The organism is Methylobacterium sp. D48H (genome assembly GCF_053345715.1).
Map to the genome: position 1 here is coordinate 253,628 of NZ_JBKFAP010000002.1, position 14,930 is coordinate 268,557.

The 14,930-nt window shown below is 71.7% G+C and carries 13 protein-coding genes; 8 read left to right on the forward strand and 5 right to left on the reverse strand.

The annotated features are described in order from the left end of the window. Positions 1-19: 19 nt before the first annotated feature. The 3 genes from accC to ACLBX8_RS07380 form a co-directional block, all read right to left on the reverse strand. Positions 20-1,372 carry an acetyl-CoA carboxylase biotin carboxylase subunit gene (accC, locus tag ACLBX8_RS07370; protein WP_447698646.1) on the reverse strand — a complete coding sequence of 451 codons (1,353 nt, stop codon included), beginning with the start codon at positions 1,370-1,372 and terminating at the stop codon, positions 20-22. Positions 1,373-1,476: 104 nt separating this feature from the next. Then, positions 1,477-1,953, reverse strand: coding sequence for an acetyl-CoA carboxylase biotin carboxyl carrier protein (accB, locus tag ACLBX8_RS07375; protein WP_427508824.1), 477 nt, complete (start codon positions 1,951-1,953; stop codon positions 1,477-1,479). A gap of 156 nt (positions 1,954-2,109) precedes the next feature. Further along, positions 2,110-2,892, reverse strand: coding sequence for a DsbA family protein (locus ACLBX8_RS07380; protein WP_447698645.1), 783 nt, complete (start codon positions 2,890-2,892; stop codon positions 2,110-2,112). Between the two features lie 182 nt (positions 2,893-3,074). Here ACLBX8_RS07380 and ACLBX8_RS07385 point away from each other — a divergent pair, with 182 nt between their 5' ends. Further along, positions 3,075-4,229 carry a pyridoxal phosphate-dependent aminotransferase gene (locus tag ACLBX8_RS07385; protein WP_447698644.1) on the forward strand — a complete coding sequence of 385 codons (1,155 nt, stop codon included), beginning with the start codon at positions 3,075-3,077 and terminating at the stop codon, positions 4,227-4,229. A 4-nt stretch (positions 4,230-4,233) separates the two neighbouring features. Here the strand turns inward: ACLBX8_RS07385 and gph are convergent, their stop codons facing one another. Next, on the reverse strand, positions 4,234-4,926 hold the full coding sequence (gene gph / locus ACLBX8_RS07390) for a phosphoglycolate phosphatase (protein ID WP_091976445.1): 693 nt from the start codon (positions 4,924-4,926) through the stop codon (positions 4,234-4,236). A 172-nt stretch (positions 4,927-5,098) separates the two neighbouring features. Between gph and ACLBX8_RS07395 the strand changes: the two genes are divergently transcribed. The 7 genes from ACLBX8_RS07395 to ACLBX8_RS07425 all read left to right on the forward strand — a co-directional run bounded on the left by ACLBX8_RS07395 (position 5,099) and on the right by ACLBX8_RS07425 (position 11,569). Further along, positions 5,099-5,563: a hypothetical protein gene (locus ACLBX8_RS07395; protein ID WP_020092104.1), complete on the forward strand. Its 465-nt coding sequence runs from the start codon at positions 5,099-5,101 to the stop codon at positions 5,561-5,563. Positions 5,564-5,692: 129 nt separating this feature from the next. Then, positions 5,693-6,406 (forward strand): ribose-5-phosphate isomerase RpiA, encoded by a 714-nt coding sequence (gene rpiA, locus ACLBX8_RS07400; RefSeq protein WP_020092105.1) that lies wholly within the window; start codon positions 5,693-5,695, stop codon positions 6,404-6,406. Between the two features lie 44 nt (positions 6,407-6,450). Further along, complete coding sequence (locus ACLBX8_RS07405) at positions 6,451-7,044, forward strand: DUF2059 domain-containing protein (protein ID WP_020092106.1); 594 nt, start codon at positions 6,451-6,453, stop codon at positions 7,042-7,044. 42 nt (positions 7,045-7,086) lie between these two features. After that, complete coding sequence (locus ACLBX8_RS07410) at positions 7,087-8,307, forward strand: O-antigen ligase family protein (RefSeq protein ID WP_447714831.1); 1,221 nt, start codon at positions 7,087-7,089, stop codon at positions 8,305-8,307. Continuing rightward, on the forward strand, positions 8,304-9,686 hold the full coding sequence (gene gor, locus ACLBX8_RS07415; RefSeq protein WP_447714832.1) for a glutathione-disulfide reductase: 1,383 nt from the start codon (positions 8,304-8,306) through the stop codon (positions 9,684-9,686). Before ACLBX8_RS07410 ends, gor begins: the two co-directional genes overlap by 4 nt. Positions 9,687-9,741: 55 nt before the next feature. Beyond that, positions 9,742-10,059, forward strand: coding sequence for an RNA polymerase sigma factor region1.1 domain-containing protein (locus ACLBX8_RS07420; RefSeq protein ID WP_020092109.1), 318 nt, complete (start codon positions 9,742-9,744; stop codon positions 10,057-10,059). A gap of 127 nt (positions 10,060-10,186) precedes the next feature. After that, positions 10,187-11,569 (forward strand): class II 3-deoxy-7-phosphoheptulonate synthase, encoded by a 1,383-nt coding sequence (locus ACLBX8_RS07425; protein WP_447714833.1) that lies wholly within the window; start codon positions 10,187-10,189, stop codon positions 11,567-11,569. Positions 11,570-11,656: 87 nt separating this feature from the next. Here ACLBX8_RS07425 and ACLBX8_RS07430 read toward each other — a convergent pair whose 3' ends face one another. Continuing rightward, complete coding sequence (locus ACLBX8_RS07430) at positions 11,657-14,539, reverse strand: EAL domain-containing protein (protein WP_447714834.1); 2,883 nt, start codon at positions 14,537-14,539, stop codon at positions 11,657-11,659. Positions 14,540-14,930 lie beyond the last annotated feature (391 nt).

Sequence of the window (14,930 nt, forward strand, 5' to 3'; positions counted from 1 at the left end):
CAGCCCCGCCCAGGTCCGGTCAGGCTTTCATGCCGCCGTCTTCCAGGAAATGCTCCAGCCAGTGAATGTCGTAAAGGCCGTTCTGCACGTCCGGGTTGCGGACCAGCGTCCGGAACAGCGGCAGCGTCGTGTCGATCCCGTCGATGACGAACTCGTCCAGGGCGCGCCGCAGCCGCATGAGGCACTCGTTGCGGGTCCGGCCGTGGACGATCAGCTTGCCGATCAGCGAATCGTAGGTCGGCGGGATCCGATAGCCCTGGAACGCGGCCGAATCGACGCGGACGCCGAGGCCGCCGGGGGTGTGGTAGTGGGTGATCTCACCGGGCGACGGCCGGAAGGTCTCCGGGTGCTCGGCGTTGATCCGGCACTCGATGGCGTGGCCCTCGACCTTGATGTCCGCCTGGCTCACCGACAGCGGGCCGCCCGAGGCGACCTGGATCTGCTCGATCACGAGGTCGATCCCGGTGATCATCTCGGTCACCGGATGCTCGACCTGGATGCGGGTGTTCATCTCGATGAAGTAGAACCGCCCGTCCTCGTAGAGGAACTCGATCGTCCCGGCGCCGAGGTAGCCGAGCTCCTTCATGGCGTTGGCGCAGATGCCGCCGATCTCGGCGCGCATCGACTCGTTGAGGGCCGGCGAACCGCCTTCCTCCCAGACCTTCTGGTGTCGGCGCTGGAGGGAGCAGTCGCGCTCGGCGAGGTGCACGGCGCCGCCGCGGCCGTCGCCGAGCACCTGCACCTCGATGTGCCGGGGCTTCTCCAGGTATTTCTCGAGATAGACCGCGTCGTCGCCGAAGGCGGCCTTGGCCTCGGACTTGGCCATGCCGATCGCCTGCTCGAGCTCGGCCTCGGAGCGCGCGACCTTCATGCCGCGGCCGCCGCCGCCAGCCGCCGCCTTGACGAGCACCGGGTAGCCGATCTCGGCGGCCACGCGCTTGGCGGTGTCGGCATCCTCGACGCCGCCCTCGGAGCCCGGCACGCAGGGAATGCCGAGCTTCAGCGCCGTACGCTTGGCCTCGATCTTGTCGCCCATGGTGCGGATGTGCTGCGCCTTGGGTCCGATGAAGCCGATCTGGTGATGGGCCAGAACCTCGGCGAAGCGGGCATTCTCCGACAGGAAGCCGTAGCCGGGATGCACGGCATCGGCCCCGGTGATCTCGCAGGCCGCGATGATCGACGGGATGTTGAGGTAGCTGTCGCGGGCGGCCGGCGGCCCGATGCAGACGCTCTCGTCGGCGAGGCGCACGTGCATCGCGTCCGCGTCGGCGGTGGAGTGGACCGCCACGGTAGCGATCCCGAGCTCCTTCGCCGCCCGCAGGATGCGCAGGGCGATCTCGCCGCGGTTCGCGATCAGGATCTTGTCGAACATCGGACCCGTTAGGGCGTCCTGGCGATCCCGGACCGCGCAGGATGCTCTATCCTCTCGTGTTGCGGCGTCGTCCGGGACTGGGCGGCGGGCGCCCGGCGGACGTCCTAGGTGATGACGAGCAGGGCCTCGCCGAACTCGACCGGCTGACCGTCCTCGACGAAGATGGCGCTGATCGTGCCGGCGCGGGGCGCCACGATCTCGTTGAAGGTCTTCATCGCCTCGATCAGCAGCAGCTTGTCGCCGACCGCGACCGTCGAGCCGACATCCACGAAGGCCTTGGCGTCGGGCGAGGGGCGGAGATAGGCGGTCCCGACCATCGGCGAGGGCACGGTGCCGGGCTGCGCGCGGGCCGGCTCGGCCGGGGCGAGGGGAGACGACGCGGCAGGCGCGGGCACCGGAGGCGGGGCGACGGCCGCGAGCGGCGCGGGCGCCGCGACCTGCACGCTCACGGGCTCGAGCCGCCGCGCCACGCGGATGCGCAGGTCGCCCTTCTCGACCTCGATCTCGGACAGGCCGGTCTCGGTCACGAGGTTGGCGAGCTCGCGCACGAGCTCGGGATCGATGGCGTCGTTCTTTGGCATCCGGCCTACTTCGTCTCGCGGCACGTCGGTGCGTCCATCCGGGCTCGGCCCTGGACCCCACCGCGGCCCTGCGGCTGGCGGCTCTTAGACGAAGGCGCCCCGGCGCGACAAGGCTGCGCGGACCGCCTTCGGGGTTCCTCGGCCCGATCCGTCAGCTCAGCAGGAGGCGTGGCCGCACTGACGCACGTCGGCGATGGTCTTGCGCATCGGCTCGACGCCGACGGCGCCCGGGATCACCTCGTCGCCGATGATGAAAGCCGGCGTGCCCGACAGGCCCAGGCGGTCGCCGAGGCCGCGGTTCTCGCTGAGCGCGGCCTTCACCTCGGGGGAGGCCATGTCCTTCTGCAGCTTGGCCGTGTCGACGCCCATGTCCTTGGCGACCTGGATCGCGCGGGCGCCGTTCACCCGGCCCTTGGTCTCCAGAAGCTTCTGATGAAACTCGAACAGCTTGTCGCCCTTCAGCTGCTGGCGCACCGCGACGGCGACCTGGCTGGCCTCCAGCGATTCCGGGCCGAGGACCGGGAAGTCCTTGATGACCACCCGCAGCTTCGGGTCGGATTTGATCAGCGCCTGGATGTCGCCCAGGGCCTTGCGGCAGTAGCCGCAATTGTAATCGAAGAACTCGACCAGCGTGACGTCGCCCGACGGGTTGCCGGCAACGACGTCGTGGGGACCGTTGTGGAGAGCCTCGCGCGACTCCTTGAGGGCGGCGGCCTGGGCCAGGCGCTGCGTCTCGGCCTGCTGCTTCTCGGCCTCGGCGAGGGCCTCTTGGAGCACCTCGGGATGCTTGATCAGGTAGTCCTTGACGATCGCCTCGATGCCGGCGCGCTGCGCGTCGGTGAACGGCGCGGCGGGGGGCGTCACGGTCTGCGCGAGGGCCGGGACGGCGACGAGGCCGAGCGCCAGGACCAGCGCGGGCAGGGGGCGGATGAAGGGCATAGATCCTCGCTTGCGCGGCGGGGCGGCCCGCGCGTGGCGCGAGCGGTAGGGGCTGGGTTAGGCGTTTTCGCGGCGTCCGGTCAATTCCCGCGGCGAGGGCGGCGTGCGCGCCGGCTTGAGGCGGGAAGGGGGAGCGTCTAACCCCCGGAGGCTCCAGCGTCGTCCGGCTCAGAGCAGACCCCATGATCCCGATCTCCCGGCGCGCCGCCGCCGTCCAGCCGTTCCTCGCGATGGATGTCATGGCCGCCGCCGCCGCCAAGGCGCGGGCCGGCAGCGACGTGGTGCGGATGGAGGTCGGCCAGCCGTCGGCACCGGCGCCCCGGGCAGTCATCGCGGCCGCGCAGGGGGCGCTCGCGACCGGCCGCGTGCCCTACACCGAGGCCCTGGGCCTGCCGTCTCTGCGCGCCCGCATCGCCCGGGACTACGCGGAGCGGCACGGCGTCGCGGTGAGCCCGGAGCGCGTGGTGATCACCACCGGATCCTCGGCCGGCTTCATCCTCGCATTCATGAGCCTGTTCGACGCCGGCGCCCGGGTCGCCGTCCCGCAGCCGGGCTATCCCGCCTATCGCAGCATCCTGGCCGCCCTCGACCTCTTGCCGGCGCCGATGGTGCTGCGCGCCGATGACCGCTTCGCGCCGACCGCCGCCCTGCTGCGCGAGACCCACGCCCGCGCGCCGGTCTCCGGGGCACTGGTGATGAGCCCGGCGAACCCCTCCGGCACAGTCATCACGGAGGGCGCCCTGCAGGATCTCTGCGCGGCGGCGCGCGGCCTCGGCCTGCCGCTGATCTCCGACGAGATCTATCACGGCCTCAGCTACGGCGAGCCCACCGTCACGGCCCTGCGCTTCGACCCCGACGCAGTCGTGATCAACTCGTTCTCGAAGTACCACTGCATGACCGGCTGGCGCGTCGGCTGGATGGTCGTGCCGGAGGCGCTGGTCCGCCCGATCGAGCGGCTGGCCCAGAACCTCTACATCTCGGCGCCGTACCTGTCGCAGGTCGGCGCCCTGGCGGCCTTCGACGCGACGGACGAACTCGACGCCGTTCGCGACGGCTACGCACGCAACCGCGCGATCCTCCTGGACGCGCTGCCGGCCCTCGGCCTCGGCCGCGTCCACCCGGCCGACGGCGCCTTCTACCTCTACGCGGACGTCTCGAACCTCACCAACGACGCTTCGGACTTCTGCCGGCGCATGCTTGACGAGGCGCACGTCGCGGCGACGCCGGGCCTCGATTTCGATCCGGACGTGGGCAACCACCACGTCCGCTTCTCCTTCGCGGGCTCGGAGACCGAGTGCCGCGAGGCGGCGCGGCGCCTGAAGGCGTGGCTGCGCTGACAGGTCAGGCAGCCGGCACGAGGGCGCCGACCGCCTCGACCAGCTCAGAGAAGTGCTCGATCACCCGGTCGGGCCCGAGCTCGGCGACCGGGCGGTCGGTGTAGCCGAAGGTGACCGCCACCACCGGGATCCCGGCGGCCTTGGCGGTGTCGATGTCGGTGCGGGAATCGCCTACCATCACCGCGCGGGCCGGATCGCCGTCGGCGCGGGCGATGGTGCCGGTCAGGTGGCGCGGGTCGGGCTTCGACTGCGGGAAGGTGTCCCGACCGCAGATCGCCGCGAAGCGGTGGCCGATGCCGAGGAGGCGCAGCAGCTCGACCGACTGCCCCTCGTACTTGTTGGTGCAGACCGCGAGCCGGAAACCCGCCGCCTCGAGGGCGTCGAGCGCCTCGACAACGCCCGGGAAGAGGTGGGACGTGTCGGCGAGGTGCGCCCCGTAATGGGCGATGAAGGCGTCGAACAGCCGGTCGTGGTCCTCCGGCGAGAGTGGCCGGCCCTCGGCCTCGAAACCCCGCCGGATCAGCGCCCGGGCGCCGGCGCCGATCAGCCCGCGCGCCTGCGAGAGGGGCAGCTCGGCCAATCCCTCGCGCTTCATCAGCACGTTGAGGGTGCCGATAAGGTCGCCCGCGGTCTCAGCGAGCGTCCCGTCCAGGTCGAACACGGCGATCGGGGGCTTGCGCGTCGATTCGGTAGACATGCCTGGGCGGTTCCGTGCTCGGCGGGATCTCGAACGGCGTCGCTATCGGGACCGGGCACCCGGGGCAAGCCGACCGGCGCGGCACGGCGGATGCGCGGATCGTCTCACCGGGCGCCCCAGACTCGCCCGAAAGCGCAGCGAAACGCAGCGCGTACCAGCCCCGGGACCCGCGATGAAACTCTTCCTGCCCCTCCTGGCCGCCTGCGCCGCGCTGCAAGCCCTGCCGGCGGCGGCGACCTCCTTCGAGTTCGTGCCCGCCCCGCAGACCGACCTGAACCGGATGTACCGGGTCGACAAGGTGACCGGCGAGGTGACCTCCTGCCAGTACGGCCTCCAGGAATCGGCGGGCGGCATCGGCCAGACGGTCTGCTTCGGATCGGGAGAGGGCGCCGGGCCGCAGACCCCGTCCGAATACGGGCTGGTGGCGAGCCGGCATACCCGCGAGGCCGGCGTCTTCCGGGTGAACTATCGCACCGGCGAGATGAGCATCTGCTTCGTGCTGGTGAAGAAGGAGCAGGTCGTCTGCACGCAGCAGGGCAAGCCGGGCGCCGAGGGCGCGTCCGACGCGCCGCTGACCGGTCCGGCCCCGGGTCGCGCGGGCGCCAGCGCCACCCCGACCCAGGGCGGCCGTCCGTGACGCGGCCGTGCGGGCGGGGCGTTCCGGTCGGCCCGGTCCCGTGCTAGGGGCCGCCCGACGCCCACGGAAAGACCGGCTGCCCATGACCCGCGCTCCCTCGCTCCCCCTCGCCGACCGGGCCGTGTCCCGGTGAGTGGGCCGGACCTGAGGCGGGCCGCGGCCGCCCGCGCCCTCGACCTCGTCGAACCGGGCATGCGGCTCGGCCTCGGCACGGGCTCCACGGCGGCGGCCTTCGTGGCGCTCCTCGGCGAGCGCGTCCGCGCCGGCCTCGACATCGTCGGCGTCCCGACCTCCGAGGCCACGCGCGCGCAGGCCGAGGGCCTGGGCATCCGCCTCGCGACCCTGGACGAGCAGCCCGAGCTCGACCTGACCATCGACGGCGCCGACGAGGTCGACGACCGGCTGCGCCTGATCAAGGGCGGCGGCGCGGCACTCCTGCGCGAGAAGATCGTCGCCTGCGCGAGCCATCGCATGGTGGTGATCGCCGACGCGGCCAAGCACGTGGCGCGGCTGGGCGCCTTCCCGCTCCCGATCGAGGTCAATCCCTTCGGCCTCAAGGCCACGCACCGGGCCGTCGAGGCCGCAATCGCCGGGACCGGCTGCTCCGGCGAGGTCCGGCTGCGCGCCCTGACGGATGGCAAGCCCCTGGTCACCGACGGAGGCCATTACATCCTCGACGCGCGCCTCGGAGCGATTCCTGATCCGGAGGCCCTCGGCGCCGCCCTCTGGGCCGTGCCGGGCGTCGTCGAGCACGGTCTGTTCCTCGGCATCGCCGACGCCGCGATCCTGGCGGCGGCGCGGGACGGGCAGGCCGAGGTCACCGTTCTCGGCAGCCTCACCTGAGGCGCCGCCCTCCATCGCCGGCCATCCTCGCAAGAAAGTCCAGCATGTCCCGTCGCCTCACCGCCGTGCCAGGCCTCGCGCTCAGCCTCGCGCTCGGCCTCGCGCTCCCGGCGCTCCCCCACGCGGCGGTCGCGCAGCCGCAGAAGGCCGCGCAGGCCAAGCCGGCGGCGCAGCCGGCCGCCGGCGCCCCCGCGGCCAACAGCCCGGCCGCGGCCACCTACACGCCGGCCCACCTCGCCCTGGCCCGCGAGGTGATGCTCAGCTCCGGCATCGCCCGGTCGTTCGACTCGGTGCTGCCGGCCTTCGCCGACCAGATCCGCAAGCAGGCGGTCACCCGTCCCGAGCTGTCCAAGGACCTCGAGGAGGTCCTGGCCTCGCTGCAGCCGGAGATGGAACTGCAGAAGCAGCGCATGATCGACATCGCGGCGCGCACCTACGCGTCGAAGTTCTCGGAAACCGAGTTGAAGGAGATCGCGACCTTCTTCCGCTCGCCCGCCGGCAAGCACTACGTCGAGGCGCAGCCGCAGCTCCTCGACGAGATGGTGCAGGAGATGCAGGACTGGACGCAGGACGTCTCCGAATACGTCATGGTCCGCGTCCGCGCCGAGATGGGCAAGCGCGGACACCAGATGCAGTGAGGGCAGCCGCTCCCGGGGGCGGATCGCCGTGAGAGGTCGTCCATGAGAGCGGCCGGCCGCATGTACGCGGCGGGCGGCGCGCTCCTCGCGGCCATGCCGCTCGCCATGGTGCTGGCCAACCGGTCGAGCCCGCTGGTCGTCGGGCTGGCGGCGCTCGCCTTCCTGGCCGGACGATGGGCGGAGGACGCGTCCGCCCTGCGCCGCGCGCTCCTGTCCCCGCTGCGGACGCCGCTGGCCGGGGCGGCGCTCGCCTTCCTGGCCTGGGCGCTGGTCTCGCTGGCCTGGAGCCCGTTCCCGGCGGCCTCCCTGCGGGTGCTGGGCGAGTTCCTCCCGACGCTGCTTGCCGCATACCTGCTGGCCTGCCTCGCGCCCGGCCGGATCCCGGCCTTCGCGCCGCGGCTCGGCGCGATCGCGGTCGCGCTGGCGGGACTCCTGATCGCCGTGGATCTCGCCTCGGATCTGGCCCTGGAGCGGGCCCTCGGGCGCCGGGTCGCAGCCTTCGTGCACAACCGGCCGGCCCTGACCCTCGACCTCGTGGCCGGCCCGCTGGCCCTCGTCCTCTGGAAGGACCGCGCCCGCGGCCTCGCCGCCGCGACGCTCGCCTTCGCGAGCCTCGGCGTGGTCCGCTCGATCAGCGGCGCCGCCCAGCTCGGCCTCCTGGCGGGCGCCGCGATGGCGACCCTCGCGCTTTCGCTGCCCAGGCGGGTCGGCATAGGCCTCGCCGGACTCGGTCTCGGCCTCGCGCTGATCCTCGCCCCGGTCGAGGGCGACCTCCTCGCCCGCGCCATGCCGGAGGCCGCCCACGAACGCCTCGTTCAGTCCTCGTCCCGGGCCCGGGTCGCGATCGCGCGCAGCTTCGGGGCCGCGGTGGCGGCCGATCCCTGGCGCGGCGCGGGCGTCGGCACCAGCGCGCGCTTCGCCGAGACGCCCGTCGCGCAGACGGTGCCGCCGGAGATGCGCGTCCTCCTCGGGGTCGGGCACCCGCACAACAGCTTCCTGCAGGTCTGGGTCGAGCTCGGCCTGCCCGGCGCGATCCTCGCGGCGCTGACCGCGATGCTGATGCTCGCCCGGATCGCGCGGCTGCCGCGGCCCGACCGCGCGGCGGCGCTCGGCCTCGTGGCCTGCGCGGCTTCGATCGCCTTCGTCGAGCACAACGGCTGGGCCGCGTGGTGGACGGCGGGGCTCGGCGCTGCCATCACCTGGATGCGCGCGGCCCCTCAGGGCGGCGCGATCGAGAGATCCGAACGGGACGGTCCGGCATGAGCGCGTTCGACGTCGACCTCTTCGTCATCGGCGGCGGGTCCGGTGGTGTCCGCGCGGCGCGGATCGCGGCCGGGTACGGCGCGCGGGTGACGCTGGCCGAGGAGTACCGGGTGGGCGGAACCTGCGTGATCCGCGGCTGCGTCCCGAAGAAACTGATGGTCTATGCCGGCCGCTTCGCCGACGAGTTCGAGGACGCCGCGGGCTTCGGGTGGACGGTGGAGAAGCCCCGCTTCGACTGGGGCACGCTCAAGACGCGGCGCGACGCGGAGGTGACCCGGCTCGAAGGCATCTACGACACCAACCTGATCCGCGCCGGCGTCGAGATTGTGCCAGAGCGGGCGGTGATCGAGGATCCCCACACGATCCGCCTCGTCGCGTCCGGCCGCACCATCCGGGCCGAGCGGATCCTGGTGGCGGTCGGCGCGCACCCCGTGAAGGAGCCGGCGGTGCCGGGCATCGACCTGGCGATCACCTCCAACGAGGTGTTCGAGCTGGAGCGCCTGCCGGACCGGATCCTGGTGATCGGCGGCGGCTACATCGCGGTGGAGTTCGCCGGCGTCTTCGCGGCACTCGGCAGCCGCACGACGCTGCTGCACCGGGGCGACAGGTTGCTGCGCGGGTTCGACGACGAGATCCGCGACGCCTTGGCCGAAGCTTACGCACAGCGCATGGACCTGCGGCTCGGGCGCACGCTGCGGCGCATCGAGCGCCGGGACGGCGGCCTCTGCGCGCAGCTCGACGACGGCGGCGAGATCCTGGTGGACGAGGTGCTCGTCGCCACGGGGCGGCGGCCGAACGTCGAGGGCCTCGGCCTCAACCGGGTCGGCATAGAGACCGACGCCGCCGGTGCGATCCCGGTCGACGCCTACTCGCAGACCAAGGTGCCGTCGATCTACGCGGTGGGCGACGTGACCAACCGCGCCAACCTGACGCCGGTGGCGATCCGCGAGGGTCACGCCTTCGCCGACACGGTCTACGGCGGCAAGCCGGCCTGCGTCGACCATCGCCTGATCCCGACCGCGGTGTTCTCGACCCCCGAGATCGGCGTCGTCGGCCACAACGAGGCGGCCGCCCGGGCGATCTACGGCAACATCGACGTCTACAAGGCGCGCTTCCGCCCGATGAAGGCGACCCTGTCCGGCCGCGAGGAGCGGATCTTCATGAAGGTGCTGGTCGACTGCGCCAGCGACCGCGTGGTCGGCGTCCACATCTTCGGCCACGATGCCGGGGAGGTGATCCAGGCGGTGGGCATCGCCGTGACCATGGGCGCCACGAAGGCCGATTTCGACCGGACCATCGCGGTCCACCCGACAGCCGCCGAGGAGCTGGTGACCATGCGCGTCCCGGAGGTCACCAAGCACCCGGTCGGCGTCGGCTGAGACCTGCGCCGCGGCCGGGGCTCGACGCGGTGCGCGACCGAGCCATATCAGGGTCATGGGCAAGCAGGGCACCGGCAAGGGACGACGCGAGGACGACGCGCACGCGCGGCGGCAGGCGATCATCGACGGCCTGCTGGAGGACGCCCTGCGGCCGGCCTTCCACCGGCCGCCGAGCCACGAGGCCCTCTCCCCCGACATCCGGCATGCGATCGACCGCCTCCTCGCCAAAGCTGAGGCGCAGCGCAGCCGCAACCTGACCTACGACGACCTGGAGGAGGCGCTGCCGCCCAGGGACGTCTCGGCCGAGGATCTGGAGGCGATCTTCTGGATTCTGGCCGAGCACGGGATCGAGGTCGAGGACGGCGAGGCCTGACCCGAGACCTGAATCCGGGACGCGCCTGCCCCCCGGTTCACGGCACTCGCCAGTGTAGAGGAACCTCTCTATAAGCCGCGCTTCGCGCGTAGGCGCGATCGCACGAAGAGGTGCGCGGAGAGAGACCATGGGCGAGCGTTGGACACCGAAGAGCTGGAGACATCTGCCGATCGAGCAGGCCCCCACCTATCCGGACGCCGCCAGCCTCGGTGCCGTCGAGTCGCAGATCGCGAGCTTTCCGCCGCTGGTCTTTGCCGGTGAGGCCCGCAAGCTGAAGGCCGCGCTCGGGCGCGTCGCCGCGGGCCAGGCCTTCCTGCTCCAGGGCGGCGACTGCGCCGAGAGCTTCGACGAGCACTCTGCCGACAACATCCGCGACTTCTTCCGGGTGTTCCTGCAGATGGCGATGGTGCTGACCTTCGCGGGCGGTTCGCCCGTGGTGAAGGTCGGGCGCATCGCCGGGCAGTTCGCCAAGCCGCGCTCGTCGCCGACCGAGACCCTCGAGGGCGTGAGCCTGCCGAGCTACCGGGGCGACATCATCAACGGCATCGGCTTCACCGAGGAGTCGCGGGTGCCGGATCCGCGCCGCCAGCTCGAGGCGTACCGGCAATCGGCCGCGACGCTGAACCTGCTGCGCGCCTTCGCAACCGGCGGTTACGCGAACCTCGAGAATGCGCATCGCTGGATGCTGGGCTTCGTGAAGGATTCGCCGCAATCCTCGCGTTACCAGGACGTGGCCGGCCGCATGACCGACGCGCTCGACTTCATGCGGGCGATCGGCATCAATCCGGAGACCCATCCGGAGGTGCGGACCACCGACTTCTACACCAGTCACGAGGCCCTGCTGCTCGGCTACGAGGAGGCGCTGACCCGCGTCGATTCGACGACCGGCGACTGGTACGCGACCTCCGGCCACATGCTGTGGATCGGCGACCGGACCCGGCAGCCGGACCACGCCCACGTCGAGTACGCCCGCGGCATCAAGAACCCGATCGGCCTCAAGTGCGGCCCGTCCATGAAGGCGGAGGGCCTGATCCGGCTCATCGACCTGCTCAACCCGGAGAACGAGCCGGGGCGCCTCAGCCTGATCTGCCGCTTCGGCGCCGACAAGGTCGGCGACCACCTGCCGGCGCTGATCCGGGCGGTCGAGCGGGAAGGGCGCTCGGTCGTGTGGATCTGCGATCCGATGCACGGCAACACGATCCCGGCCGGCCGCTACAAGACCCGGCCGTTCGAGCGGGTGATGCAGGAGATCGAGGGCTTCTTCGGCGTCCACCGCGCCGAGGGCACCTTCGCGGGCGGCATCCACCTGGAGATGACCGGCAAGGACGTGACCGAGTGCACGGGCGGCGCCCGGGCCCTGACGGCAGACGACCTGCAGGACCGCTACCACACCTACTGCGACCCGCGTCTCAACGCGGAGCAGGCGCTGGAGGTGGCGTTCCGCACGGCCGAGCTGGTCAAGGCCGAGCGCAGCCACATCGAGCGCCCGCGCCTCGACGCGGCCGAGTAGGGCAGATCTCCGACCGGTCATCCGACCGGCCAACGACGCGCGCTGTCCCCTCGCGGGGGCGGCGCGCACCGCCGGACACCGCGATGGTCAGGCGATCGCCCGGAGCGTGCCGTTCCAGCGGCGGATGACCGAGGCGACCTCCGAGACGGGGACGGCGCGGCTGAACAGGTAGCCCTGGACCTCGTCGCAGCCCTCGGCGCGCAGATGCGCGAGTTGTGCCTCCGTCTCGACGCCCTCGGCGGTCGTCGTCATGCCGAGGCTGGCACCGAGGCCGATCACCGCCCGAACGATGAAATCGGTCCCGTCCTTCACGCACAGGTCGCGCACGAAGGACTGGTCGATCTTGATCTTGTCGAACGGGAAGGAGCGCAGGTAGCTGAGCGACGAGTAGCCGGTGCCGAAATCGTCCATCGCCACGCGCACGCCCAGCGCGCGCAGGCTATGCAGGATCGCCGTCGTCGCACCGGGATTGGCCACCAGGACCGTCTCGGTGATCTCCAGCTCCAGGCGCCGGCCCGGCAACCCGGTCCGCCGCAGCGCCTCGCGCACGGCGGTGACGAGACTCGCCGAGGTGAACTGCACGGCCGAGACGTTGACGGCGACCTTGAGCTCGTCCGGCCAGCGAGCGGCCTCCTCGCAGGCGCGGCGCAGCACCCACTCGCCGAGCGGCACGATCAGCCCGAGCTCCTCGGCGATCGGGATGAATTCGGCCGGCGAGACGGAGCCGCGGACCGCGTGGCTCCAGCGCAGCAGCGCCTCGAAGCCGCAGATCCGGTCCGTCTCGAGGCTGTAGATCGGCTGGTAGTATACCTCGAACGCCTCCCGGGCGAGGGCGTCACGCAGGTCGCGCTCCATGATCCGCCGGGCCATGAGGCGGGCATCCATGGCCGGTTCGAAGAAGCGGAACGCTCCGCGCGCCTCGGCCTTGCCCCGGTCGAGGGCGACTTCGGCGTTCTTCAGGAGCTTGTCCGCGTCGGACCCGTCGCTCGGGGCGAGGGTGATGCCGATGGTGAGCCCGACGCAGATCGTGTGATGGGTCAGGCTGTAGGGCGCGCCGACGACCGCGATGATGCGCCGGGCGAGGATGGCGGCGTCCTCGGGCCGGTCGACGCCGCGCTGGACCACGATGAACTCGTCGGCACCGAGGCGCGCGACGCAGTCGATCTCGCGCACGCAGGCGGTGAGCCGATTCGCGACCGCGACGAGCAGCTCGTCGCCGATCCCGTGGCCCAGGGTCTCGTTGACCGGCCGGAAGTCGTCGAGGTCGATGGCGAAGACCGCGAAGCCCTGGTCGCGCCCGGCCTGCGCCACGGCCACGTCGATCTGCTGCCCCACCGCCACCCGGTTGGGCAGGCCGGTCAGCATGTCGTGATGCGCCAGGAAGGCGATGCGGGCCTCGGCCCGGCGGCGCTCCGTGACGTCCTCGTAGGTGGCCACGAAGCCGCCATCGGCGGCCTCACGCCGGTCGATGGCGACGATGCGGCCGTTGCTCAGCTCCTGGAAATGCGTCTGCCAAACGCCGTTGCTGAAGGCGTCCCGCTGCTGGCGCAGCAGCGCTTCGAGATCGCAGCCGGGATGGTCGCCGGCCGCGAGACTGGCGCTCAGGACCTCGAGGGCCGTCATGCCAGGTACGACCGTGCCGGGCGGCAGGCCGTAGATCTCGCCGTAGCGCCGGTTGACCACCATCAACCGATGCTGCGCGTCGTACAGGCAGAGCCCCTGGGACATGGTGTCGAGGGCCGCATCGAGGCGCAGGTTGGTCCGGGTCAGGAAATGAGCCTGCTCCTTGAGCAGGCTGATATCGCTGCACACCGCGATGAAGCCGCCCTGCCGGGTCGCGGTGCGACTCACCCGCAGCCAGCGGCCGTCGGCCAACCGGACGTCACCGTCCCGGGCCAGGGCTCCGAAGCGATCCTCCGGGACATCCGAGCGGTGGTCCTGCGGCTCGTGCGCAACCTTCGTCAGCGACAGACCGGCCTCGATGGCAGCGTCGAGCCCGTCGAAGAAGCGCAGGGCCTGCGCGTTGGCCAGGGTGATCCGGCCGTCGGCATCGACCACGACGACGCCTTCCCGTGCTGTCTGCAGCGCGTCCGCCACCTGCGTCTCGGTGCCCCGGCGCTGGCTGCCCTCGCGGAGCGTGAGAGCCCGGATGGTCGACCGCATCGCCGCGACGGCGTTCAGCAGCCGGCTCAACCGGTCGCGGCCGCCGGTGGGGATCCGATCGTCGCGCTGGCCGCCCGCGATCCGTTCGGCCGCCTCGGCCGGCGCGCCGACCGATCCGCCGATGTGGCGGGTGAGCAGCCAGGCGATCAGCCCGCAGGCGATGATCACGAGGGCCGCCGCGATGGCGTGCCACCGGACGACGCCCCGCACGCGCTGCCGCGCAGCCTGTCGGAAGGTGAAGCCGTCGCCGGCCATGACGTTGATCAGGAGATCGATCTGGCCTTCGATTGCGTCGGCCTGCCGTTCGAGAGCCGCCTTCTGATCCGGCCGAACCGTCACGGGATCGAAAGCGCGGCGCAGGCTCTCCCAGGACGCCACGCTGGTCTGGACGGCCTCGGCCGTCCGCGCCGCCCGCTCGGACTGGGCCCGCTCGGCCGCGATGGTGAGATCCTCGGCCAGGATCGCCGAGAGGTCGGTGATGTCCGCATCCCGCTTCGCCACCTCGGCAGCGTCGCCGGTCTGCATCCGCCGGACGAGGGCAGCGCGCATCTTCGCGAAATCGGCCGCCACCGCGCGGGCGAAGCTGATCGAGGTCAGGGATTCGTCGTAGGTCCGTGTGACGAGCGTCCCGACCTGCGTGATCGCCAAGCCAGCCGAGAGCGCGAGCGCGCCCAGGAGAAGACCGACACAGAGGAAGGCGACGCTGACCGCGGCGCGGATCGACGTGATACGGCCCGTCCGCGTCGCGGCCGCGCGGGTGTGCCCGGCTCGGTCCGCGCACGCCGTCGGTGTCTCGGGATCTCGCATCGCACAGGTCGCTGGGTCACACGTCCGGCCAGCGATAAATGTCACTTGTTAAGAGGCAATTAGCTGGCTTGTCTCAGATCACGGATCAGCTGCGCGCGACAGTCACGGAGCAATCGGCGGATCAGGCACAGTCGACCGCCCGATCGGTGAAATCTTCGGCACCGCGCTTGTGCCGGCGAGCGGATCCCGTCGATTGAACGCAACCTTTCATTACGAGTGGCGCGCATTTGAGCAACGGATCCGGCCGGCGCGATGCTCATGTCGCCAGCTCGGCACCGATATACCGACCGGTCTCCGACAGCTCAGAGGCGGTATCCGCGCGCCGGCCGCGCCGTCGCGACGCGGTCCGCGGCCGGCGCGCCCGAGTGATTCCCGCGGTCGAGTGTTTCCC

What these genes read in the sequence shown, in the direction of transcription:
- accC (WP_447698646.1), bottom strand. Translation starts at nt 1,372, where the DNA reads ATGTTCGACAAGATCCTGATCGCGAACCGCGGCGAGATCGCCCTGCGC.
- accB (WP_427508824.1), bottom strand. Translation starts at nt 1,953, where the DNA reads ATGCCAAAGAACGACGCCATCGATCCCGAGCTCGTGCGCGAGCTCGCC.
- ACLBX8_RS07380 (WP_447698645.1), bottom strand. Translation starts at nt 2,892, where the DNA reads ATGCCCTTCATCCGCCCCCTGCCCGCGCTGGTCCTGGCGCTCGGCCTC.
- ACLBX8_RS07385 (WP_447698644.1), top strand. Translation starts at nt 3,075, where the DNA reads ATGATCCCGATCTCCCGGCGCGCCGCCGCCGTCCAGCCGTTCCTCGCG.
- gph (WP_091976445.1), bottom strand. Translation starts at nt 4,926, where the DNA reads ATGTCTACCGAATCGACGCGCAAGCCCCCGATCGCCGTGTTCGACCTG.
- ACLBX8_RS07395 (WP_020092104.1), top strand. Translation starts at nt 5,099, where the DNA reads ATGAAACTCTTCCTGCCCCTCCTGGCCGCCTGCGCCGCGCTGCAAGCC.
- ACLBX8_RS07405 (WP_020092106.1), top strand. Translation starts at nt 6,451, where the DNA reads ATGTCCCGTCGCCTCACCGCCGTGCCAGGCCTCGCGCTCAGCCTCGCG.
- ACLBX8_RS07410 (WP_447714831.1), top strand. Translation starts at nt 7,087, where the DNA reads ATGAGAGCGGCCGGCCGCATGTACGCGGCGGGCGGCGCGCTCCTCGCG.
- gor (WP_447714832.1), top strand. Translation starts at nt 8,304, where the DNA reads ATGAGCGCGTTCGACGTCGACCTCTTCGTCATCGGCGGCGGGTCCGGT.
- ACLBX8_RS07420 (WP_020092109.1), top strand. Translation starts at nt 9,742, where the DNA reads ATGGGCAAGCAGGGCACCGGCAAGGGACGACGCGAGGACGACGCGCAC.
- ACLBX8_RS07425 (WP_447714833.1), top strand. Translation starts at nt 10,187, where the DNA reads ATGGGCGAGCGTTGGACACCGAAGAGCTGGAGACATCTGCCGATCGAG.
- ACLBX8_RS07430 (WP_447714834.1), bottom strand. Translation starts at nt 14,539, where the DNA reads ATGCGAGATCCCGAGACACCGACGGCGTGCGCGGACCGAGCCGGGCAC.